The following is a 20211-nucleotide window of genomic DNA, read 5'->3' as shown; positions in this document are numbered from 1 at the left end:
ATGAGGACGCCACGAACCACCCGCCTCACCTCGCTCAACCCCCGCCCCACCACACCCCGACCAGCCCACCCACCCCGCCCAACCGACAACCCGCCCAGGCCACCCCCGAGAACCTCAGGGGGAGCCCCCCACCCGGCTCTCCGCCAGCAACCCGCCCACCGAGCCTGACCTGACGAACCCGACCTGACGAATCCGCCCACCAAATCCGCCTCGCCGAACCCGCCCCACCAAATCCGACCGCTACGAACCACCCCGCCGGCCCACTCCCTCAGCCAGCCTCGCGCCGAGAAGCCCCCGCCGGCCATCCCGGCCAACGGGAGAGCCCTGACAGACCGCAGCCCCGGCCAACGGCAGCCCAGCGAACAAGAGCCCCAGCCAGCAGCAGCTCCGGTCATAGCAGCCCCAGCCGGCAGCAGCCCCGGCCAGCAGGAGCCCTAGCCAGCAGCAGTCCCGGTCAGGCAAGAGCCCCGGCCACGTGGGGACCGGGTAGCGCAGGCACAGAGGCCGGCAAGCGAAGGCGGGCGGCCCCTCAGATGACGGGCGCGGGCCCGTCGGGGGACAGCCCCAGGTACTCCAGCTGCGACCGCACCGACCACTCGGCCGCGGGCCACAGCGAGCGGTCCACGTCGGCGTACACGAGTTCGACCACCTGCCTCGCGGTGGGTGCGCCGCCCAGGTGCTCGACCGCGGACCTGACCTGGGCCAGCCGCTGCTCGCGGTGCTTCAGGTACGCCTGGGCCACGGCCACCACGTCGGGCAGTTCGGGGCCGTGGCCGGGGAGGACGGTGGTGCCCGCGGGGAGTGCGGCCAGGGTCTTGAGGGTCGCCAGGTAGTCGCCCAGCTTGCCGTCGAGGACGGTGGTGCCCCGGCCAAGGATGGTGTCGCCGGTGAGGACCGCGTCCCGGGTGAGGAAGGAGATCGAGTCGTCGGTGTGGCCGGGGGTGGCCAGGGCTCGGATCTCCAGGCCGCCGGCCTCGATCAGGTCGCCGTCGGCCAGGGCCGCGGCGGCGGTGCCCAGGGAGCGGGTCACCGCGTGGACGGGCGCGTTGACCAGCTCGCCGAAGGCCCGTGCGCCTTCCGAGTGGTCCAGGTGGCCGTGGGTCAGGAGGACGGCGTCCACCGGGCCGCAGGCGGCCACGCGGTCCAGGTGGGCGCGGTCCAGGGGGCCCGGGTCGACCACGGCGCACGTCGGTGAGCCCGGCGCGCGGAGGACCCACGTGTTCGTCCCCTCCAGGGTCATCACGCCCGGGTTCTCCGCCAGCACCACCGACGCGTACGGCGTGACCTCGCGCAGCACGCCGTACCGGGGGCCGGTGGCGCGGGGGTCCTCGACGTCGCTCACGGCACGATCACCTTCAACGCCCCGCCCTCTCGCACGATCTTGGGGATGATCTTCGACACCTCGCGCGGCGCGGCGAGGACTTCGGCCACCGAACTCAGCTCGGCCAGGTCGGCCAATGTCACCCAGGTGGGTGGCAGCAGGGCGCGTCGGCCGGATTTCCAGTCGGCCAGGGCGTCGGTGGGGGCCTGCCACTCGCCGTCGGAGGCTTCGGTGGTCATGCCGTCCGCGCGTTGGCCGGTCGGGAGGACCGCGACGAAGAACCTGGTGTCGTAGCGGCGGGGCTCTTCTTCAGGGGTCACCCAGTTCGCCCACGGGCGCAGCAGGTCGGCGCGGAGGACCAGGCCGGCCGAGGCCAGGAACTGGGCCAGTGACAGTTCGCGCGCCACCAGGGCCGCTCGTGCCTCCGCGTAACCGGAGGTGTCCGCCACCACCGAATCGGGTGAGGGGCCGGCGAGCAGGACGCCGGATTCCTCGAACGTCTCGCGAACCGCCGCGCACACCAGGGCGCGGGCCAGGCGGGGCGTGCAGGCGAACTTCTCCGCCCACCACGGGGGCGGGGGCCCGGCCCAGGCCACGGACGTGTCCTCGTCGCGCCGGTCGACGCCGCCGCCGGGGAACACCGTCATCCCGCCCGCGAACGCCATCCCCGCGACCCGTCGCAGGAGGAACGCCTCGACGCCCGCCTGGCCGTCGCGCACCAGGACCACGGTCGCCGCGTCGCGCGGCGTGACCGGTGGCCCGTCGAGCACCTCCGGGGCCATCTCCGGTGGCAGCACCAGTTCGTCGGGTAGTTCGCGCACGACCCGAGCCTACGACGAGGATCACCTCCCGTGGACACCACGCGAAAAGGCTGCCTGCTCAACGTCCTGCTGTTCGGTTTCGGCGCGGTCCTCGGCACCGGTCTGACGGCGGTCGCGGCCGTGATCCTGTTCCTGCCCTCCAGCACGACGATCTCCACGGACGAGGGAAGCCCGAACGTGTACGTCAAGGAGCGGTCCCGGTTGCTCGGCGGCACCGATCACGAGGTCTGGCTGGGGCGGTCCGAGGACTACGGCCACGTCGTCCCCATCCCGGACGCGTGGGGCACGGCGCCCGAGGTCGTCCGGTCGCCGGAGGGGGTTGAGCTGCGGTTCGGCGTCGGGGAGGGGGACGGCGGGAGCGGTGATGGGAACGAGCACGGCGGGGAGGAGGGCGGCGGCGGCATCCGGGGTGGGCGGATCTTCGTGCCGGCGGAGGCTTACGTCGGCGGCCGATGAAAGCCGGGTGGGGTGGCGGGGCGCGATCTAGGATCGGTCGGGTGAACGATCAGCTGCGCGTAGGGCTCGTCGGCGCCGGTCCCTGGGCGACCCAGGTGCACGCGCCGGGCATCGCCGACCACCCCGGCACCCGCTTGACCACCGTCTGGGCCAGGCGTCCGGAGGCGGCCGAGCAGTTGGCGGGCACCTACGGCGCGACGACCGCGCCGACCCCCGAGGACCTGCTCGACCAGGTGGACGCGGTCGCGTTCGCGGTGCCGCCGGAGGTGCAGGCGCCGATCGCCACCGAGGCCGCCGCGCGGGGCAGGCACCTGGTCCTGGAGAAGCCCATCGCCTCGACCCTGGAGGACGCCGAGCGCCTCGTGGACGCGGTGGAGCGGAACGGCGTCGCCTCGCTCGTGGTGCTCACCCGGCGCTACGCCCCGGAGACCCGGGAGCAGCTCGCGCAGCTCAGCGAGGCGGGCGGCTGGGTCGGCGGCAGTGCCCGCTGGTTGACCGGCGCCCTGCTCGGCGGCCCGTTCTCGCACTCGGCGTGGCGGCACGAGCGCGGCCCGCTGGACGACGTCGGCCCGCACGCCTTCGACCTGCTCGACGCCGCCCTGGGCCCGATCACCGACGTCGTCGCGGCCGACCGCTCCGAGCACGGCCTGTGGCAGGTGGTCCTGCGCCACGAGGGCGGCGCCACGAGCGTGGCCACGATGACCATGACGCTGCCGATCGACCCGGGCGTCTCCGAGGTCGTGGTCTACGGCGAGCACGGGCAGCGCGTGCTGGCCGACCGGGGTTCGACCGCGCGGCAGTGCTTCACGAACCTGTTGGACGACTTCGTGGCCATGGTCGACAGCGGCACGACGGAGCACCCGTTGGACGTGCGCCGCGGCCTGCACCTGCAGCGGGTGATCGACCTGGCGCGCCGCAAGGCGGCCGGCGAGGTGTGAGGTCCGGTCCCGGCCCCTCGCACGCGAGGGGCCGGGTCGTCGGGACGCGCTGTCAGCCGGGCTGCCTGCCGTTGTTCGGCTTGGGCATGCCGTTGACGAACTCCGGTCCGCCGGGCCACGTCTGCTGCTCGCGCTGCGCCAGCTCCTCGTGGAGCTGCTGGAGCAGCGCCCGCTCGCGGTCGCTGAGCTTGGCGTCCACGGTCGGCGGGAGCTGCACGGACGCGGGCGCGTGCCCGTCCGCCAGCGCCGCCTGGAGCGCCGCCAGGTCGTCCGGGCCCAGCTCGGTGGTCACCTCGGACCGCGACAGCGGGTGGTCGTCGGGCAGCGGCAGCGGCGTGACGATCGCCGGCGCGATGGACAGCGGCTCGACGCGCACGGGCTCGGCACGCGCGGGCTCGGCGAGCACCGGTTCGGCGTGCGCGGGCTCCGCGGCGACGGGCTCGGTGACCACCGGCTCGGCGTTCACCGGTTCGGTGACCGCGGGCTCGGTGACCAGGTGCTCGCCGACCAACTGCTCGTCGACCAGGCGCCGGTCGGCCGGGTGCTCGTCGACCAGGTGCTCGGCGTGCACGGGCTCCGCGGCGACGGGCTCGACGGGGCGCCGTTCCTCCTCGACCGGTTCGCGCACGGGCAGGCGCTTGACCGGCTTGGGCGGGAACGGTTGCACGCCCTCGTACGCGTCGACGCGGGAACGCCGTGACTTGGAGCCGGTCTGGGGTTCGGCAGGCACCGGTGCCGGCTCGACCACCGGTGCCTGGTCCCGGACGTCGCCGTCGAACCAGGTCGTGGGGTCCGGTGGCGGTTCCGGGGTGGTGGAGCCGGACGGGAAGAACACCTCGCGGGCCGTGGTGGTGGCCGCGGCGTGGTACTCGCCCAGCGGCGTGCCCGCGGTCAGCACCTCGACCGCGGCGCGGATGCCCGCCCGGCGCAGCACGGTGTCCACCCGGTAGGCGGTGGCGGGCGGGAAGCCCGCCGGGCCGATGTCCACCAGGACGACCCGCTGGGGCAGCGGTCCGGGCGTGGCGCCGGACGGGCTCGACCGCCAGGTCGCCCGCACGCCGCGCACGTCGGGCAGCGCCGACAGGGTCTTGCCCAGCGCCTCGCCGAGGCCCTGGGCCGGGTCCGACTCGGCGGTGAACCGGTGCCGGGGCACGGGCACGTGCTCGACGGCGAACAGCCGGTCGGCCAGGCCCGGGTCGGAGCGCACCTCGGCGAGCAGCCCGCCGAGCTCGTGCCGCTCCTGCGGCGACACCGGGATGCGACCGGCCAGCAGGCAGCCGACCACCAGTTCGACGGCTCTGTCCAGCTCGGCGACCGCCAGCAGCTCACGGGCCTGGGTCAACGCGTCGTCGTCGACTCGTCCGGCCAACGCCAACAGGAGGTCGTGTAAACGGACGGGGAGTCCCACTCCGTCGTTCGTCACGCCTGCTCTCCTTCCGGCCCGCGCGGGAGCGCCGAGCTCTAGACGGGCACCAGGTGCCCGTCGGCCTCCGCGCCGGTGCACACCAGCTCCGAGGCCGCCAACGCCGCCCGGTGGTAGGGCGGCAGGTCCAGTCCGGCGGGCAGGACCTCCACGCAGGGGTCGTGCTCGCCGAGCGCCCGCAGCACGCGCTGGAGCTCGCCGGTCAGCCGGGCGAACCCGGACGTGGCGGCGACCAGGACGAGCCTCCTGGGTTCGTCCCCGCCCAGCCGCCACGAGGACCGGACTTCGCCGACCCCGGGCCGCCCGCGCAGGGTCGCTCCGAGCACCACGGTCGCGGAATCACCCATCAACACCCGATCGGGTGATTCCGGGGAGAAGGTGTAGCCGGGATCGGGCACTTCGTCCAGTCCCTTGACGGAACTGATCGCGGCGCGGTCGGCGCCGTGCGGCACGAGGGCGTCCGCGAGCAGGCGCTGCTCGTGGTCGGTCAGGCCGACGCGGTCGTGCAGGAGCGTGCGCGGCAGGGCGCGGGCCAGCACCGCGATCGCGTCGGTCGCGGCCCAGTCGCGGAACCGCCACAGCACGTCGTCCGGGAGTCGCCCGGCCAGCCGCAGCAGCAGCTCGTGGCACGTGTCCGACATCTCACTCCCCGATCTCGACGATCAGTTCCACCTCGACGGGCGCGCCCAGCGGCAGCTCGGCCACGCCGACCGCCGACCGCGCGTGCCGCCCGGCCTCCCCGAACACCTCGCCGAGCAGCTCGGACGCGCCGTTGACCACGGCGGGGTGCCCGGTGAAGCCCTCGGCGGAGGCGACGAAGCCGACCACCTTGACCACGCGGACGACCGAGTCGAGGCCGACCAGGGCGTCGACCGCGGCGAGCGCGTTCAACGCGCAGGTACGGGCGTGGCCCTTGGCCTCCTCGGGGCTGATGTCGCCGCCGACCTTGCCGGTCGCCGCCAGGGAGCCCTCGACGAACGGGAGCTGGCCGGACGTGAAGACCAGGTGCCCGCTGCGCAGGGCGGGCACGTACGCGGCGAGCGGGGCCGCCACCGCGGGCAGCTCGACGCCCAGCTCGGCCAGCCGCGCCTTCCAGCTCATGCCTTGGGCCGCTTCAGGTAGGCGACGTGCTGCTCACCGCTCGGGTTGGGCAGCACGGTGACCAGCTCCCAGCCGTCGGCGCCCCACTGGTCCAGGATCGCCTTGGTGGCGTGGATCAACAGCGGGACGGTCGCGTACTCCCACGTCTGCATGGCGGGCAGCCTAGCGGCATACGCTGAGTGGTGGCGGGTGCTACCGGGCATCGGGGTCCTTTCCGCCGGGGTCCGTCCGGATCTCCTCGAACCGCGCGACCGGCCCGTGCGCGGTCCCGCTGATCCCGCTGATCCCGTTGCGCGCGGCCACCAGCCGAGTCTAGGCACCACCCTTTACGCAGAACTGCGGTTTCCGCAGGTGACGACGCGGTCACCAGGCGCTACCTTGATCGCGTGGAAACGTGGCGGATCGTCGCCACCAGCGCGTTCCTGGTGGGCGGGCTGGTGATGGTGCTCGTGGGCATGGCGCAGGCCCGCGACCGCAAGGGCGCCCGCCGGGGTGACGTGCGGCGCGCGGCGCTGATCGGGCTCGCCGTGGTCGCGGTCGTCGCGGTGCTCATCGCCTACGTGCTGCCGTCGGTGGTGGCGTGGGGCGTGGTGGGCGCGACCGCCATCGCGGTGGTCTTCATCACCATGTGGGACTGACGTGGCGGCTCCCTCCAGCCAGCGGTTCACCCGTCCGCGCGCCTAGGCTGACCTGGTGGACGGCTGGACCGACGAACTCACCCGCGCCCGCCTGCACGTGGTGACGGGCAAGGGCGGCACGGGCAAGACGACGGTCGCCGCGGCCCTGGCCCTCGCGCTGGCCACCGGCGGTCGGCGGGTGCTGCTGGTCGAGGTCGAGAACCGGCAGGGCATCGCGCAGCTGTTCGACCGGCCGCCGCTGCCCTACGCGGAGCAGCGCATCGCGTCCGCGCCCGGCGGCGGCGAGGTGCGGGCGCTGGCCGTCGACCCGGAGGCGGCGCTGCTGGAGTACCTCGACATGTTCTACAACCTGGGCTTCGCCGGCCGGACGCTGAAGAAGATGGGCGCGATCGAGTTCGCCACCACGCTGGCGCCCGGCCTGCGGGACGTGCTGCTCACCGGCAAGGTCAAGGAGTGCGTGCGGCGCACCACCAAGACCGGCCGGCACGAGTACGACGCGGTCGTGCTGGACGCGCCGCCCACCGGCCGGGTGGTCCGCTTCCTCGACGTCACCCGCGCCATGGCCGACCTGGCCAAGGTCGGCCCGATCAAGGGCCAGAGCGAGGGCGTGGTGCGGCTGCTGCACTCGGGCGACACCGCGGTGCACCTGGTGGCGCTGCTGGAGGAGATGCCGGTGCGCGAGACCCTGGACGCGGTGGCCGAGCTGGACGGCGCGGACCTGCGGCCGGGGGCGGTGTTCGTCAACCGGGTGCGCCCGCCGCGGCTGCCCGCCCGGTCGGTGGCCGCCGCGGCGGCGGGCCGGGTCGACGCGGACCAGGTGCGCGCGGGCCTGGTGGCGGCGGGCCTCGACCTCGACGAGGACGTGCTGGAGGGCCTGGTCGAGCAGACCGAGGAGCACGCCGCGCGCCTCCGCGCGGAGCAGCGTGCCAAGGAGAAGCTGGCCGAGTCGGACCTGCCGACCCTGGACCTGCCCGAGCTGACCGACGGGGTGGACGTGGCCGCGCTCTACGAGCTGGCCGAGGTGATGGTCGGGCGGGGTGTGCGGTGAACCTGCTGGACGTGGACGCGCTGCTGGACAACCCGGCGACCAGGGTGCTGGTGTGCTGCGGCTCGGGCGGCGTCGGCAAGACGACGACGGCCGCCGCGCTGGCCGTGCGCGCCGCCGAGCGGGGGCGGCGGGCGGTCGTGCTCACCATCGACCCGGCCCGCAGGCTCGCCCAGTCGCTCGGCCTGCGGGAACTGGACAACAACCCCCGCCGGGTCGAGGGCGCGTTCCGGGGCGAGCTGCACGCGATGATGCTGGACATGCGCCGCACGTTCGACGACATGGTGTGGCAGCACGCGGGCCGCGAGCGGGCCGAGCAGATCCTGGCCAACCCCTTCTACCAGACGATCTCCACGTCGTTCTCCGGCACGCAGGAGTACATGGCGATGGAGAAGCTGGGCCAGCTCGTCGCGCTGGACGAGTGGGACCTGATCGTCGTGGACACCCCGCCGAGCCGGTCGGCGCTGGACTTCCTGGACGCGCCGCAGCGGCTGTCCACGGTGCTCGACGGCAGGCTGATCCGGATGCTGTCGGCGCCCGCCCGGGCGGGCGGGCGCGGCATCCGCAAGATCGTCGGCGCGGGCTTCGGCCTGTTCACCAAGGCCGTGTCGACGATCGTGGGCAGCCAGCTCCTGAACGACGCCTCGACGTTCGTGCAGGCCCTCGACAGCACGTTCGGCGGCTTCCGGCAGCGCGCCCAGGCGACCTACGACCTGCTGCGGTCGCCCGGGACCGGGTTCCTGGTGGTCGCGGCGGCCGAACCGGACGCGCTGCGGGAAGCCAGCTACTTCGTGGAGCGGTTGAGCGCGGAGCACATGCCGTTGACCGGCCTGGTCGCGAACCGGACGCACCCGGTGCTGGCCCCCTTGCCCGCGCCGAGCGCCCTGGCCGCGGCGGACCGGCTGGAGCGCTCCGGCGACGCGCCGCTGGCCGCCGCGGTGCTGCGGGTGCACGCGGACCGCGTGGCCGTCGCCGATCGGGAGAAGCGACTGCTCGCGCGGTTCACCCGGGCGCACCCCGGCGTGCCGCTGGTCGGAGTACCCGCGCTGCCGACCGACGTGCACGACCTGGACGGTCTGCACGAGATCGGCAGGCGGCTCGCGGGTGAGTGAACCCCCGGTGGGGGCTCAGCCGACCTTGGACTCCTCGATGTGCTCCTGACGCGCGCTGTCCAGCAGCTCGTGCCAGGAGGTGACGTCCGGGCGGCGCCGCAGCAGCGCCCGCCTCTCGCGTTCGGTCATGCCGCCCCAGACACCGAACTCGATCCGGTTGTCCAGGGCTTCGGCCAGGCACTCGGTGCGCACCGGGCAGCCCAGGCACACCACCTTGGCCTTGCGCTGCTCGGCGCCGCGCACGAAGAGCTGGTCCGGCTCCTCGTCACGGCACGAAGCCTTGATCCGCCAATCCCCCTGATTCATATATCCCCCACCTCGGTTCACACAGTGTCCAGACTTCCTAAATCCGCCACACCCCTGCCGCGGATGCCGTAGGCTGACCACTGTCGAGTGGTCATGCCGCCGACTGCTGTCTTGGACAGTGACGGACTGTAGAGCCTTCCGGTTCCACCTCCAACCCTGGGTTGCCCACCTGTTACCTGTCTTGAGTACGAGTACTCATCCTGGGTAATCAACTGTGCGCGACCTCTCGCGCACTTTGCGTGGCGCGTACCCTGACCTGCATGCGAGCCAGGAACGGCGTGCTGAAACTGCTCGGCCTCTGTCTGCTGGCCGGTGTGCTGCTGTCGGGTCTGCTGTTCCCCGTCGTCGGCTCGCTGGGGCTGGTGTCGAACCGGGCCAGCGACACGGTCGACAGCATCTCCGCGGACCTGGTCACCACCGACCCGCCGTTGATCACCACGATCACGGACAAGGACGGCGTGCCCATCGCCTACCTCTACGACCAGTACCGGGTGCTGGTCCCGCCCGAGAAGATCGCGGACGCGATGAAGGCGGCGCTGGTCTCGATCGAGGACCGCCGCTTCTACGAGCACCAGGGCGTGGACTGGCGCGGCACCATCCGCGCCGGCCTGACCAACCAGTTCAGCGGGGTCGTGACCCAGGGCGCGTCCACGCTCACGCAGCAATACGTGAAGAACTACCTCGTGCACGTGGTGGCCCGCAACAACCTGGTTGAACAGCAAAAGGCGCAGGAGCAGACGATCGCGCGAAAAGCGCGTGAAGCGCGGATCTCGATCCAGCTGGAAACCAAGCTGGGCAAGGACGAAATCCTCGCGCGCTACCTGAACGTGGTGCCGTTCGGCTCGACCATCTACGGCATCGCCGCGGCGGCCCAGGCGTACTTCGACACCACGCCGGACAAGCTGACCGTGGCGCAGTCGGCGATGCTCGCGGGCATGGTCAACAGCCCGTCCGCGCTGAACCCGGAAGTCTTCCCGGAGAAGGCGCTGGAGCGGCGCAACCAGGTCATCGACAAGATGGTCGAGAACGACAAGCTGTCCCGGGACACGGCCGAGGCGGCCAAGAGGGAGCCGCTGGGGCTCGCCACGCCCGTGCGCACCCCGCCGAACGGCTGCGTCGGCGCGGGGCCGGAGAACGGGTTCTTCTGCTCGTACGTGCTGAACTACCTGGCGCGCAACGGTTTCAGCCTGGAGCAGCTCAAGACCGGCGGCTACACCGTGCGGACCACTTTGGACCGCACCATCACCTCCCACGCCAAGCAGGCCGCCGAGGCCCAGGTGGCCAAGTCCACCACCGGCATCGCCAACACGGTGGCGGTCGTGCGGCCGGGCAAGGAGCGGCACGAGGTGGTCGCGCTGGTCGCCAACCGCGACTACGGGCTGAAGGCCGACCAGTTCCAGACCCAGTTCGACCTGCCGTCCGGGGTGGAGAACAAGTTCGGCGCCGGGTCCGTCTACAAGGTCTTCACCGCGGCGGCGGCCCTGGAGAAGGGCATGGGCATCGAGAACACCGTCGCCACGCCGACCTCGCACGTGTCGCGGGTGTTCAAGGGCGGCGCGCCCGGCTGCCCGTCCACCGGCGAACCGGACACGCGCTGGTACTGCCTGCGCAACCACAACGGCAACTACCCCGCGCAGATGACGTTGCAGGCGGCGTTGCAGACCTCGCCGAACACCGGGTTCGTAATCCTGGAGGAGCAGCTCGGCATGGACCCGGTCGTGGACATGGCGTCACGGCTGGGGCTGCGCGAGACCATGGCCACCAACCTCTCGGGCGTGCGGCCGGACCCGCGGTCCAGGGACCACAAGCTGCGGGTGTCGCAGACCGAGTTCTACAAGTCCAACGGCGGCAGCGCGTCGTTCACCCTCGGGCCCGCGCCGACCAGCACGCTGGAGCTGGCGAACGTGGCCGCCACGCTGATGAGCGGCGGCGTGTGGTGCCCGCCGTCGCCGGTCGCGCAGGTGCTCGACCGCAACGGCGAGCGCGTGCCGGTCAACGAGGCGCCGTGCGAGCAGGTCGTCGCCGAACCGCTCGCCAACGGCCTGGTGGCCGGGCTGTCGAAGGACGACCAGGGCTCGGGCACCGCCGCCGGGGCCGCGCGGGCGTTCAACTGGAAGCGGCCGATGATGGGCAAGACCGGCACCACCGAGGACTACAAGTCGGCGGCGTTCATCGGCGCGACGCCCGAGTTCGCGGGCGCGGTGCAGACGTTCAACGACGGACCCGACCCGAGCCCGATCTGCATCGGCCGCGCGCCGCGCCTGTGCCGCGACGGCGACATCTACGGCGGCACGATCCCCGCGCGCACCTGGTTCGACGCGATGACCGACGTCCACGCGGGACTGCCGGTGAGCAACCTGCCGCCGGTCGAGGAGCGCTACCTCAAGGGCGGCAGCGAGATCCGCATCCCGGAGGTGGTGGGCCGCAACGTCAACGACGCCACCCGGACCCTGGAGCAGGCCGGCTACAAGGTCTCCGTGCAGAACCGCAACTCCGAGCAGCCGAAGGGCCGCGTGGTCGGGCAGACGCCGCGCGGCAGCGCGTTGAAGGGCACCGTGGTGACGCTGCTGGTGTCCACGGGCTACGTGCCGCCGCCGCAGCCCGTCGAGCCGACCGAGCCGACCGCGCCGCCGGGGCAGACGCAGCCGAACGACCCGCGGCCGACGGCGCCGGGGCGGACCGTCGAGCCGCCCGGGTTCACCATCCCGATCGAGCCACCCGGCAGGTAGACCGGTGGGGACCCCGCGCGGGGGTCCCCACCGTCGTCCCGGGCCGGCGCCGTCGTCTGGGGCCGTCGTCTGGGGCCGTCGTCCCGGGGCCGGCGCCGTTCGCCTCAGGCCAGCTTCGACTTCACCGCCGCGGCCACCCGGCCGCCCTCGGCGCGGCCCGCCACCTCGGCGTTGACCGCCTTCATGACCTGGCCCATCTGCTTCATGCCGGGCCGCTCGCCGGACTCGTCGGCCAGGCGCGCGAGCACGCCCTCGACCATCGCGGCCAGCTCGTCGTCGGACAGCTGCGCGGGCAGGTAGGTCTCCAGCACCTCGGACTCGGCGCGCTCCAGCTCGGCCTTCTCGGCGCGCCCGGCGCCCGCGAACGCCTCCGCGGCCTCCTTGCGCTTCTTCACCTCGCGGGTGATGACCTTCCGCACCTCGTCGTCGCTCAGCTCGCGGGCGGCCTTGCCGGAGACCTCCTCCGTGGTCACGGCCGTCAGCGCCATCCGCAGCGCGCCCGCCCGGACGGTCTCCCGGTTCTTGATCGCCGCCGTCAGGTCGGCCTTCAGCCGCGCCTTCAACTCCGCCATGGTCGGGAACGGTACCGGGCGACCCGGCACGCCCCGAATTGGTTAAGCCCCTACCCTCGGAGGCGTGAACAAGTTCGGCCGCGCCCTCCTCGCCACGACCGCCCTCGGCACCGCCACCGTCGCCTACGCGGCGGGCATCGAACGGCGGCGCTGGACGCTGCGGGAGGCCACCGTGCCGGTCCTCGCGCCGGGCTCCACCCCGCTGCGCGTCCTGCACCTGTCGGACCTGCACATGCTCCCCGGGCAGCAGTCCAAGCAGCGGTGGGTCGCGGCGCTGGCCGACCTGGAGCCCGACCTGGTCGTGAACACCGGCGACAACCTCGCGCACCAGCAGGCCGTGCCCGCCGTGATCCGCGCCCTGGGCCCGCTGCTCGAACGACCCGGCGTGTTCGTGTTCGGCAGCAACGACTACTACGCGCCGCGCCCGAAGAACCCGGTGCGCTACCTGCTGCCGTCGGCGAAGACCAAGCGCATCCACGGCGTCCAGCTGCCGTGGCGCGACCTGCGCGCGGCCATGGTGGAGCGGGGCTGGCTGGACCTGACGCACGTGCGGCGGACGTTCCGGGCGGGCGGCCTGGACATCTTCGCGGCCGGCCTCGACGACCCGCACCTCAAGCGCGACCGGTACGACGAGATCGCGGGCGACGTGCCGGCGGCGGACCTGCGGCTGGGCGTGACGCACTCCCCCGAACCCCGGGTCCTGGACGGCTTCGCGGGCGACGGCTACGACCTGGTCCTGGCCGGCCACACGCACGGCGGGCAGCTGCGCGTGCCGGGGTACGGGGCGATCGTGACGAACTGCGACCTGGACCGCTCGCGGGCCCGCGGGGTGTCGCGGTGGGGCGCGCACACGTGGCTGAACGTGTCGGCCGGCCTGGGCACGTCGCCCTACGCGCCGGTGCGCTTCGCGTGCCCGCCGGAGGCGAGCCTGCTGACGCTGGTGGAGCGGCCTGTTGGCGCAGGTCAGGACGGGGTTGGCGCGGAAAGGGATACCCGGTTCGGAGTGGGTGGGAGCATCAGGTAGAGTTCTCCTCGTTCCACCGGGGAGCCGGTGGGGCGAGACCGGGGTGTGGCGCAGCTTGGTAGCGCGCTTCGTTCGGGACGAAGAGGTCGCAGGTTCAAATCCTGTCACCCCGACACCGGTCGAGTCAGGCCCGGTCCACGTCAGACGTGGACCGGGCCTGACTCGTGTTGCGGCCCGGTTCGGGAGCACCCCGGGAGAAGACCGCGGTCCTCCGCTCCCCGCCGGATCCCCTCCTGGCTCGGTGACCACGGACCGACGAGGTGCGCAGTCGTGCTCAGCCCCCGGATCGCTTGCGCCGCCGGGCCCGCAGCCAGAGGAAGGCACCCACCAGGGCCCCCACCAGTCCGAGCACGCCGAGCAGCCGGATCCCGCCCGGACCGCCGAGGTCCCGTGCGCCGAGCGACGCGTCGAGGACGTGCGGCAACACCAGGCCGCCGAGCACGAGCACCGCCGCGACCAGCGTCATCACGCCCACGATCACGTACTTCGCGGCTCGGTTCGCCCGGTGGGCCCAGCCGCTGAACCCCATCGTGAGCACGTAGACCGCTGCGGCCACCGTGACGAACAGCAGCGCCCAGCCGAAGACCGGGTTGAACCCCCGTGTGTCGCGGCTGCTCGTCGGGTCGAGCAGCCGCCAGAGGAAGAGGCACCCGACCAGGAACGGCGCGGCGGCCAGGAGGAGCCGCGACGGGAACGAGATGGCTTGGGGCTCGGGGCGCAGGCTACGGCGTCGGGGCACGCCGCATGCTAAGGCACCCACCGGTCCGGGCAGGTCGGTCGAACGACCCCGCGCGGGAAGCGCGATCCCACAGGAAACGCAGCGACCACAGGGCCACGCCTCGTGAAAGGCCCCTTGCCGGCATCGTCACGTCGATCGCCCCGAGCCCTCGTCCCCCTCCGGGCCGCGGGTGGCCGGGAACGCGGTCAGGGGGTTCGGCCGTAGTGGGCGGCGACCGCCGCGAACGCCTCCTTGGGCCGCCAGGTCCCGTCGTCCAGGACTTTCACCACGCCGTAGCTGCCCAGGTCCAGGTCTTCGGCCGGGGTCGGGCGGTGGGGGAGGAAGTACGAGGCGAAGGTGTTGACGAAGGTGGTGTCCACGCCGGCCTCGTCGAAGAGGGCCAGCAGGTCGCGCACGTAGCCGGCCTGTTCCCCCTCGGCCCGCTCGTGGTGGCCGTGCAGACCCGCCGGTTCGGTGCCGTCGAAGCGGATGACGTCGAAGCCCTGCGCGCCGCGGTCCGCCGCGCCCCGGAACGTCGCGCTGCCGAACTCCGTGATCGCCACCGGTTTGCCCGTCGCCACCAGGCGGCGCACGGCGTCCTCGAAGACGTGCGCCACCTCGGCCGACCGGTAGAGGTCCACGCCGACGAAGTCGAACGGCGTCCAGTCGACCTGCTCGAACGGGATGGACGCGTAGCTGATCCGGCCGCCGAACCGCTGGCGCACGACCTGCGCGGCTCGAGCCAGGAACCCGTTGACCCGCGCGGGCACGGCGGGCAGGGCGGCGCGCAGCGCGGCGGGGTCGCCGAGCAGCGCGAGCCGGTCGTCCAGGGTCTCGCCGGGCAGGAAGCCCCTGGTGAACAGGGCCAGTTCGGCGCCCAGGACCAGCACGACCTCGCCGCCCGCGACCCGGAGCCGTTCGGCGCGGTCCGCGCAGTCCGCCAGGAACGCCACCAGCTCGTCCTGGGTCAGGTCGCAGGTGAACGGGGAGAACCACACCTCCAACCCTTCCTCGACGGCGATCGCCGCGGCCAGCTCCAGCCGGTCCGGGTCGCCGCCCGTCGGGCGCACGGCGGTGCAGTGCAGCTCGTCGCGGATGACCTTCAGCTCGTGCCGGACGGTGGCCGGGTCGAAGTGCCGCCTGGTGGTGCTGCCCTGGTTGACGAAGCCGGTGTCGTAGGTGATGCCTTTGGCGCGCATGACCACTCCCCTCATTAGGGTACTCGTCGTACCTTATTTTCATCCTGCCACAGGCCGGAGGGGGTCGGTTAAGGTACTTCCCGTACCGGAGGAGGTTGGGTGGACGGCCAGGTGCGGCGGCGCGGGGCCGCGTTGGAGCGGGCGATCCTGGACGCCGCGGTGGCCGAGCTGCTGGAGGCCGGTTACGCGGGGCTGACCATGGACCGCGTCGCGAAGCGCGCGGGCACGAACAAGAACGCGATCTACCGGCGCTGGCCGAACCGGGCGGCGCTCGGCGTGGCCGCCTACCGGCAACTGGCGGAGGAGGAGCTGCGCCCGCCGGACACGGGCGACCTGCGCGGTGACGCGCTGGCGCTGCTGCGCAAGGTCAACCACGACCTGGGGTCGCCGCGCGGCGACGTGCTGCGGGGGTTGCTGGCGGGGATCGCGGACGAGCCGGAGCTGCTGGCCCAGCTCCAGGGCAGGCTCGGTGACGCGGCGGCGGGGCCGTGGCTGACCCTGCTGGGGCGCGCGGTGCGGCGGGGCGAGGCGTCACCGGAAGCCCTGCACCCGCGGGTGGCGACGGTGGCGATCGCGCTGCTGCGCAACGAGTACGTGACGCGCGGCCTGGCCGCGGTGCCGGATGACACGATCGTGGAGATCGTGGACGAGGTCTTCCTGCCGCTCGTGCGCGGGCGCGGGCAGGCCGAGGACCCGCCCCGCCGGTGAACCGACAGTACTGATCTCGGGACGTGGTCGGTTCCAGGCGATCAGTCGGGACCCCCACCCGGATCACGGCACGGCGTGCCAGCCGCTCCAGGGGCGTGGGCCGCGCCGTCCGCGCAGGCAGGCGAACCGGTGTGCGGCCTGATCGGCGTCGTGCCAGAAGGTCACCGGTCTGCCGTCGACCACGACTGGCTGTTCCAGCCCGCGCAGCACCCGTACCGCGCTGACGTCGTTGTCCTCCAGCCAACGGGCCACCCGGACTTCCTTCGCCGCCGCCCTCACCTGCCCGCCGCGGGCGACCACACCACTGGGGAGGCGGTACAGGTCGTCCTCGCCGAGCCGGAGCACCTCGGCTCCGGTCGCGTCCAGACCGGCTGCGGCGGCTGCCGCGTTGAGCACCGCGAGGCTGTCGTCCGTCATCTGCCCGCCCGCTTCCGCACTGTCGGCACCGTGCCCCTAGGACACCACGTCCTACCTCCTATCACCCGTTCGTGACACCTCTGACCTGCGTATTCTTGACCTGCGGTCCTATCCGTCCCGGCAGGGAGGTGCCCGACCCATGTCCGACGACCTGAGTCTTGGCGAGCGCGTCAAGCGCGCTCGGACGCGACGCCGGCTCACCCAGGAGCAGTTGGCCGAGAAGGCGGACGTGAGCGTCGACCTCGTTCGCAAGCTCGAACAGGGCGTGCGGCACACGGCGAGCATGAGTTCGCTGACGCGCATCGCCCGCGCGGTGGACAAGGACGTGCCGCAGCTCCTCGGCCAGACGGGTTCGATCGCACCGCGGGTGGACGAGGAAGCGGTCGGCATCCTGGCCATCCGCGACGAGCTGACGTCGCTGTCCTACTTCCCCGGTCTCGCCGACGAGGAGGTCTTCAACGACGAGCCGCCGACGTTGGACGGGTTGCGCATGGCGCTCGCGCACGCCGAGTCGGTCCGCCAACACGGTTCGTTCGCCCAGCTCGGCGTCATGCTGCCGGGGCTCGTGGCCGAGGCCCGCGCCGCCGTGCGCGAGCTGTCGGGCGACGACCGCGCAGCGGCGTACGGCCTGCTGTCCGAGGTCATCCAGATCGCCTCGACCATGCTCACCGCGCTGGGCAAGCCGGACATCGGCTACATCGGCCTCATCCGCGCCCAGGAGGCGGCGGAGGAGTCAGGCGACGAACTGCTCCAGGCGATGAACGTGTCGGCGCTGTCGTGGGTGTTCTTCAAGCAGGGCCGACTGGACGACGCGGAGGCCGCCGCCGTGCGCAAGGCGGAGCGGCTGGGCGTCGACTTCGTGAAGGGCTCGGCGGAGCGCCTGGCGGTCTGGGGCATCCTCATGCTGCGGGCGGCGAGCGCGGCGGTGCGGAACAAGCAGGCCGACCGCTCCGAGGAGTACCTGAGCCTGGCCCGCGCGGCCGCCGCCCGCGTCGGCAAGGACCACAACCTCTACGCCACTCCGTTCGGACCGACCAACGCCGGGATCGCCGCCGTGAACGCGGCGGTGGAGAGCGAGCGCTTCGAGCACGCCCTGGAACTGGCCAGGACCGTGCCGGCGAACGGGTGGGTCTCACCGACCTTCAGAGCGCGGCACCTGCTCGACATCGCGATCGCGCACAGCGAACTGGACCACGACGAAGCGGCCACGGCCCAACTCCTCGCCGCCGAGAGCATCGCGCCGGAGTGGATGCGCTACCACACCCTGAGCCGCCAGACGGTGCGCGAACTGGCGGACAGGGCACGGCGGAAGCGGACGCCGCTGCTGCAACTCGCCGATCGGTTGGACATCGACCTGTAGTCGTACTGCTTGGCACGATCGTGCGGCCGGACTGGGACAACACGTCCCAGCCCGGTTCTTCGTTCGGATTCCCTCTGAAATTCTGTCACTTCTACGAGGCCGCCGGCACTGACACCTTTCCATGACATCAGGGGCCGATCTCTGACAATGGAGGGAACCCGGTGGAAGCCACCCACGAAGCAACTCGGCAGAGCACCGCTCACAGCCGTGAGCTGGGCGCTCACCTGCGCCTGGTCCGGCGGCGGTCCGAGATTCCGTTCAAAGGGCTGTTGGAGATCTTGGGGTGGTCGGCGGGCAAGTTGTCCAAGCTGGAGTGCGGCACGCGGGGTACGCCCGCGTCCGAGATCGCTTTCCTGCTCGGTGCGTGCGGGGCGGACAAAATGTTGCGTGAACGCATCATGGCGCTGGCCTGGGAAACCGACACCGGCAGTTTCGTGCGCCTGCACGACGGTTCACCGGATGCCCTGTTCGGCCTGCGCGTGCACGAGGAGCAGGCCACCGGCATCGTGTCTTACGACCCGATCGGCATCCCCACCCTGGTGCAGACCGACGACTACGCCCGCGCCCTGACCAACGACGAAGACACCGTCACCGCGCGCGTGGAGCGCCAAGACCGACTGACGGTCCCGTCCACGCTGTTCCTCCGCGAAGCCGCCCTGGGCACCGTGGTCGGCTCGACCCAGGTCATGCGGGACCAACTGCTGCACCTGACGCTGCTGTCCGGAACGCCCAACACCGCCATCCGCGTCATCCCGCACAACAGGGCCCTGTGCGCCGCCCTGTGCCACCCGGCCACCCTGCTCACCCTCCAGCCACCCGCCCGGCCCCTGGTCCACGTCGAGACCGACCTGGCCACCGTCTTCCACGACGCACCCGAACTGGTCACCGTCTACCAGGACAGGTTCCGACAGCTCAACCGCTTGGCCCTGGACCCCGCCGAGTCGCGAGCGCTCCTGGCCCACTGGACCAGCCACTACGACATCAAGGCGTCATGACTCCTGGGACTCCGCGGACCATCCGACTGCGTGAAGACGCCTTCACCAAAGCGAGAGAACTCGCCGGCTTCCACTCCGACTACGCCCTGGCCAAAGCCATGGGCGTCAACCGCTCCACCGTCACCAGAGTGCTCACCGGACGCCTCCAACCAGGCCCGGCCTTCATCAGCGGCGCACTCACCGCCCCGGCACCCCTGCAGTTCAACGACCTCTTCGACATCGTCCCGGCCACCAAGCGTCAAAGCCCCCGAAGCCACATGCGAAGGGCTTCGGGGGCGGAGGCCGCACCCGGATTGACGTTCGACATCACTTCCGGACGGACTGCCAGGCCCGATCCAGGAGGTGCTGAGCGGTTTCGGCCAGATCTCGATCGCCGTGGAGCTTCAGCCGTGAGCACGCCAACGTGTAGCACTCCTCGTCAGCGCGCTTGCCGATCACCCATACGACAACGACCGTGCCATCACGGTCGATGCGGTAGACGATCCTGTAATCCCTGTCCCCCACAACCAACTTGCGGAAGGTGGTCAGGTTTCCGCCCTGTTGGCTGCCCAGGGGCTCACCGCGCTGCTCTGGGGCCGTCTCGAGCTTCTTGAGCGCCTTACCGACGAGTTTTCGCGCTGAACCGTCAAGCTCCCGAAGGTCTTCGACAGCGTCGTCGGTCAGCACCACCTCGGCCATCGATCAGTCCTCGTCCTCGCTGACGTCGATGTCGATGTCGAGATCAGCCAGGACGTCGTCCAGGCGATGACGAGCACCGGAATCGGTCAGGGCTCGCACCCAGGCGACGCTGAGCAGCCTCATGTCGTCTTCCAGCTCGTCCAGGCGTTGCAGGCGAGTCATGGTCTTGATGTCGACGATGGCGGCGGCCGGTTGGTTGTTGCGCATCACGACCCGGGTCTGCCCGGCGCTCGCCTCCGCGACCAGCTTCGAGATGCCCTTGGCGTTCGCCTCGGTGACGCTGATCATGTCTTCTGAGTCGATCTTCATGTGGGTGCTCCTCGAACGGGACACCACTACTCTAGTCAGGATTCCGGGTAGACACGGAGAAGTCCACGCCACTTCACACTGTCGGGGCAGCCAGTCGAGTCAGAGGACCGTTGGGCACGCCTACAAGTCCGGACCTTCATCGGCGACGCACTCACCGCCCCGGCACCCCTGCAGTTCAACGACCTCTTCGAAATCGTCCCGGCCACCAAGCGTCAAAGCCCCCCGAAGCCACGCGGAAGGCTTCGGGGGCGGAGCGCGAGCGCGAAGCGCCGCAGCGACGCCGAGGGGCGGAGCCCCTGGGCCGGGGGCCAGGGGCGTCAGCCCCGGCGGGGGTCCAGGGG

23 protein-coding genes and 1 tRNA gene are annotated in these 20211 nt (G+C 72.1%); 11 read left to right on the top strand and 13 right to left on the bottom strand.

What is annotated here, in order from left to right; translation table 11 throughout:
• Positions 1-529 precede the first annotated feature (529 nt).
• Together ACFV4N_RS01745 and ACFV4N_RS01740 are read right to left on the bottom strand one after the other, a co-directional pair.
• Positions 530-1342 carry an MBL fold metallo-hydrolase gene (locus ACFV4N_RS01745; RefSeq protein ID WP_499670573.1) on the bottom strand — a complete coding sequence of 271 codons (813 nt, stop codon included), beginning with the start codon at positions 1340-1342 and terminating at the stop codon, positions 530-532.
• Complete coding sequence (locus ACFV4N_RS01740; protein WP_499670686.1) at positions 1339-2103, bottom strand: NUDIX hydrolase; 765 nt, start codon at positions 2101-2103, stop codon at positions 1339-1341. The genes ACFV4N_RS01745 and ACFV4N_RS01740 overlap by 4 nt, the downstream gene beginning before the upstream one ends.
• 69 nt (positions 2104-2172) lie before the next feature.
• Here ACFV4N_RS01740 and ACFV4N_RS01735 point away from each other — a divergent pair, with 69 nt between their 5' ends.
• Both ACFV4N_RS01735 and ACFV4N_RS01730 read left to right on the top strand, forming a co-directional pair.
• Positions 2173-2598 carry a hypothetical protein gene (locus ACFV4N_RS01735; protein WP_499670572.1) on the top strand — a complete coding sequence of 142 codons (426 nt, stop codon included), beginning with the start codon at positions 2173-2175 and terminating at the stop codon, positions 2596-2598.
• 41 nt (positions 2599-2639) lie between these two features.
• Positions 2640-3536: a Gfo/Idh/MocA family protein gene (locus tag ACFV4N_RS01730; RefSeq protein ID WP_499670571.1), complete on the top strand. Its 897-nt coding sequence runs from the start codon at positions 2640-2642 to the stop codon at positions 3534-3536.
• Between the two features lie 52 nt (positions 3537-3588).
• Here ACFV4N_RS01730 and ACFV4N_RS01725 read toward each other — a convergent pair whose 3' ends face one another.
• Genes ACFV4N_RS01725 through sp36 form a run of 4 tightly spaced genes read right to left on the bottom strand, consistent with a single transcriptional unit; the run spans position 3589 to position 6212 of the window.
• Positions 3589-4959, bottom strand: coding sequence for a hypothetical protein (locus ACFV4N_RS01725; RefSeq protein WP_499670570.1), 1371 nt, complete (start codon positions 4957-4959; stop codon positions 3589-3591).
• 38 nt (positions 4960-4997) lie between these two features.
• On the bottom strand, positions 4998-5600 hold the full coding sequence (locus tag ACFV4N_RS01720) for a hypothetical protein (RefSeq protein WP_499670569.1): 603 nt from the start codon (positions 5598-5600) through the stop codon (positions 4998-5000).
• Between the two features lies 1 nt (position 5601).
• The gene (locus ACFV4N_RS01715) at positions 5602-6060 is read right to left on the bottom strand and encodes a RidA family protein (protein WP_499670568.1); all 459 of its coding nucleotides are present in this window, start codon (positions 6058-6060) and stop codon (positions 5602-5604) included.
• On the bottom strand, positions 6057-6212 hold the full coding sequence (gene sp36 / locus ACFV4N_RS01710; protein WP_499670567.1) for a Sp36 family protein: 156 nt from the start codon (positions 6210-6212) through the stop codon (positions 6057-6059). Before sp36 ends, ACFV4N_RS01715 begins: the two co-directional genes overlap by 4 nt.
• Positions 6213-6446: 234 nt before the next feature.
• On the opposite strand from sp36, the gene ACFV4N_RS01705 reads away from it, so the two are divergent.
• From ACFV4N_RS01705 to bagB, 3 genes are read left to right on the top strand one after another with little or no spacing between them, the layout of a single operon-like run.
• Positions 6447-6698 (top strand): hypothetical protein, encoded by a 252-nt coding sequence (locus ACFV4N_RS01705; RefSeq protein WP_499670566.1) that lies wholly within the window; start codon positions 6447-6449, stop codon positions 6696-6698.
• Between the two features lie 55 nt (positions 6699-6753).
• A complete protein-coding gene (bagA, locus tag ACFV4N_RS01700) occupies positions 6754-7746 on the top strand; it encodes an ATPase BagA (protein WP_499670565.1) in 993 nt (330 codons plus the stop codon).
• The gene (gene bagB, locus ACFV4N_RS01695) at positions 7743-8855 is read left to right on the top strand and encodes an ATPase BagB (protein ID WP_499670564.1); all 1113 of its coding nucleotides are present in this window, start codon (positions 7743-7745) and stop codon (positions 8853-8855) included. The genes bagA and bagB overlap by 4 nt, the downstream gene beginning before the upstream one ends.
• 15 nt (positions 8856-8870) lie before the next feature.
• Here the strand turns inward: bagB and ACFV4N_RS01690 are convergent, their stop codons facing one another.
• The gene (locus tag ACFV4N_RS01690; RefSeq protein ID WP_415361059.1) at positions 8871-9161 is read right to left on the bottom strand and encodes a WhiB family transcriptional regulator; all 291 of its coding nucleotides are present in this window, start codon (positions 9159-9161) and stop codon (positions 8871-8873) included.
• A gap of 260 nt (positions 9162-9421) precedes the next feature.
• Here ACFV4N_RS01690 and ACFV4N_RS01685 point away from each other — a divergent pair, with 260 nt between their 5' ends.
• Positions 9422-11890 carry a transglycosylase domain-containing protein gene (locus ACFV4N_RS01685; protein WP_499670563.1) on the top strand — a complete coding sequence of 823 codons (2469 nt, stop codon included), beginning with the start codon at positions 9422-9424 and terminating at the stop codon, positions 11888-11890.
• A gap of 104 nt (positions 11891-11994) precedes the next feature.
• Here ACFV4N_RS01685 and ACFV4N_RS01680 read toward each other — a convergent pair whose 3' ends face one another.
• On the bottom strand, positions 11995-12462 hold the full coding sequence (locus tag ACFV4N_RS01680) for a GatB/YqeY domain-containing protein (RefSeq protein ID WP_499670562.1): 468 nt from the start codon (positions 12460-12462) through the stop codon (positions 11995-11997).
• 64 nt (positions 12463-12526) lie between these two features.
• Between ACFV4N_RS01680 and ACFV4N_RS01675 the strand changes: the two genes are divergently transcribed.
• Positions 12527-13486, top strand: coding sequence for a metallophosphoesterase (locus tag ACFV4N_RS01675; protein WP_499670561.1), 960 nt, complete (start codon positions 12527-12529; stop codon positions 13484-13486).
• 39 nt (positions 13487-13525) lie between these two features.
• Positions 13526-13599, top strand: a tRNA-Pro gene (locus ACFV4N_RS01670).
• A 161-nt stretch (positions 13600-13760) separates the two neighbouring features.
• On the opposite strand, the gene ACFV4N_RS01665 is transcribed toward ACFV4N_RS01670, so the two are convergent.
• Both ACFV4N_RS01665 and ACFV4N_RS01660 read right to left on the bottom strand, forming a co-directional pair.
• Positions 13761-14225 (bottom strand): hypothetical protein, encoded by a 465-nt coding sequence (locus ACFV4N_RS01665; protein WP_499670560.1) that lies wholly within the window; start codon positions 14223-14225, stop codon positions 13761-13763.
• Between the two features lie 185 nt (positions 14226-14410).
• A complete protein-coding gene (locus ACFV4N_RS01660; protein WP_499670559.1) occupies positions 14411-15403 on the bottom strand; it encodes a hypothetical protein in 993 nt (330 codons plus the stop codon).
• A 99-nt stretch (positions 15404-15502) separates the two neighbouring features.
• On the opposite strand from ACFV4N_RS01660, the gene ACFV4N_RS01655 reads away from it, so the two are divergent.
• Entirely contained in the window at positions 15503-16111 is a 609-nt protein-coding gene (locus tag ACFV4N_RS01655) for a TetR/AcrR family transcriptional regulator (protein WP_499670558.1), read from the top strand.
• Positions 16112-16174: 63 nt separating this feature from the next.
• On the opposite strand, the gene ACFV4N_RS01650 is transcribed toward ACFV4N_RS01655, so the two are convergent.
• Positions 16175-16528: a hypothetical protein gene (locus tag ACFV4N_RS01650; RefSeq protein WP_499670557.1), complete on the bottom strand. Its 354-nt coding sequence runs from the start codon at positions 16526-16528 to the stop codon at positions 16175-16177.
• Positions 16529-16667: 139 nt separating this feature from the next.
• Here ACFV4N_RS01650 and ACFV4N_RS01645 point away from each other — a divergent pair, with 139 nt between their 5' ends.
• Together ACFV4N_RS01645 and ACFV4N_RS01640 are read left to right on the top strand one after the other, a co-directional pair.
• Positions 16668-17888, top strand: coding sequence for a helix-turn-helix domain-containing protein (locus ACFV4N_RS01645; RefSeq protein ID WP_499670556.1), 1221 nt, complete (start codon positions 16668-16670; stop codon positions 17886-17888).
• A gap of 161 nt (positions 17889-18049) precedes the next feature.
• Positions 18050-18883 carry a helix-turn-helix domain-containing protein gene (locus tag ACFV4N_RS01640; RefSeq protein WP_499670555.1) on the top strand — a complete coding sequence of 278 codons (834 nt, stop codon included), beginning with the start codon at positions 18050-18052 and terminating at the stop codon, positions 18881-18883.
• 306 nt (positions 18884-19189) lie between these two features.
• Here the strand turns inward: ACFV4N_RS01640 and ACFV4N_RS01635 are convergent, their stop codons facing one another.
• Entirely contained in the window at positions 19190-19561 is a 372-nt protein-coding gene (locus ACFV4N_RS01635; protein WP_499670554.1) for a type II toxin-antitoxin system RelE family toxin, read from the bottom strand.
• A gap of 3 nt (positions 19562-19564) precedes the next feature.
• Positions 19565-19870: a type II toxin-antitoxin system Phd/YefM family antitoxin gene (locus ACFV4N_RS01630; protein WP_499670553.1), complete on the bottom strand. Its 306-nt coding sequence runs from the start codon at positions 19868-19870 to the stop codon at positions 19565-19567.
• Between the last annotated feature and the right edge of the window lie 341 nt (positions 19871-20211).

The organism is Actinosynnema sp. NPDC059797, from assembly GCF_042732085.1.
Taxonomy (GTDB): domain Bacteria; phylum Actinomycetota; class Actinomycetes; order Mycobacteriales; family Pseudonocardiaceae; genus Actinosynnema.
The sequence above is the reverse complement of the archived record's forward strand: the minus strand, read 5'-3'. Positions and strand labels throughout refer to the sequence as shown.

Coding starts and splice junctions, on each gene's coding strand:
- ACFV4N_RS01740 (WP_499670686.1), bottom strand. CDS start 2,103: ATGGCCCCGGAGGTGCTCGACGGGCCACCGGTCACGCCGCGCGACGCG.
- ACFV4N_RS01720 (WP_499670569.1), bottom strand. CDS start 5,600: ATGTCGGACACGTGCCACGAGCTGCTGCTGCGGCTGGCCGGGCGACTC.
- ACFV4N_RS01715 (WP_499670568.1), bottom strand. CDS start 6,060: ATGAGCTGGAAGGCGCGGCTGGCCGAGCTGGGCGTCGAGCTGCCCGCG.
- sp36 (WP_499670567.1), bottom strand. CDS start 6,212: ATGCAGACGTGGGAGTACGCGACCGTCCCGCTGTTGATCCACGCCACC.
- ACFV4N_RS01690 (WP_415361059.1), bottom strand. CDS start 9,161: ATGAATCAGGGGGATTGGCGGATCAAGGCTTCGTGCCGTGACGAGGAG.
- ACFV4N_RS01685 (WP_499670563.1), top strand. CDS start 9,422: ATGCGAGCCAGGAACGGCGTGCTGAAACTGCTCGGCCTCTGTCTGCTG.
- ACFV4N_RS01680 (WP_499670562.1), bottom strand. CDS start 12,462: ATGGCGGAGTTGAAGGCGCGGCTGAAGGCCGACCTGACGGCGGCGATC.
- ACFV4N_RS01660 (WP_499670559.1), bottom strand. CDS start 15,403: ATGCGCGCCAAAGGCATCACCTACGACACCGGCTTCGTCAACCAGGGC.
- ACFV4N_RS01650 (WP_499670557.1), bottom strand. CDS start 16,528: ATGACGGACGACAGCCTCGCGGTGCTCAACGCGGCAGCCGCCGCAGCC.
- ACFV4N_RS01645 (WP_499670556.1), top strand. CDS start 16,668: ATGTCCGACGACCTGAGTCTTGGCGAGCGCGTCAAGCGCGCTCGGACG.
- ACFV4N_RS01635 (WP_499670554.1), bottom strand. CDS start 19,561: ATGGCCGAGGTGGTGCTGACCGACGACGCTGTCGAAGACCTTCGGGAG.
- ACFV4N_RS01630 (WP_499670553.1), bottom strand. CDS start 19,870: ATGAAGATCGACTCAGAAGACATGATCAGCGTCACCGAGGCGAACGCC.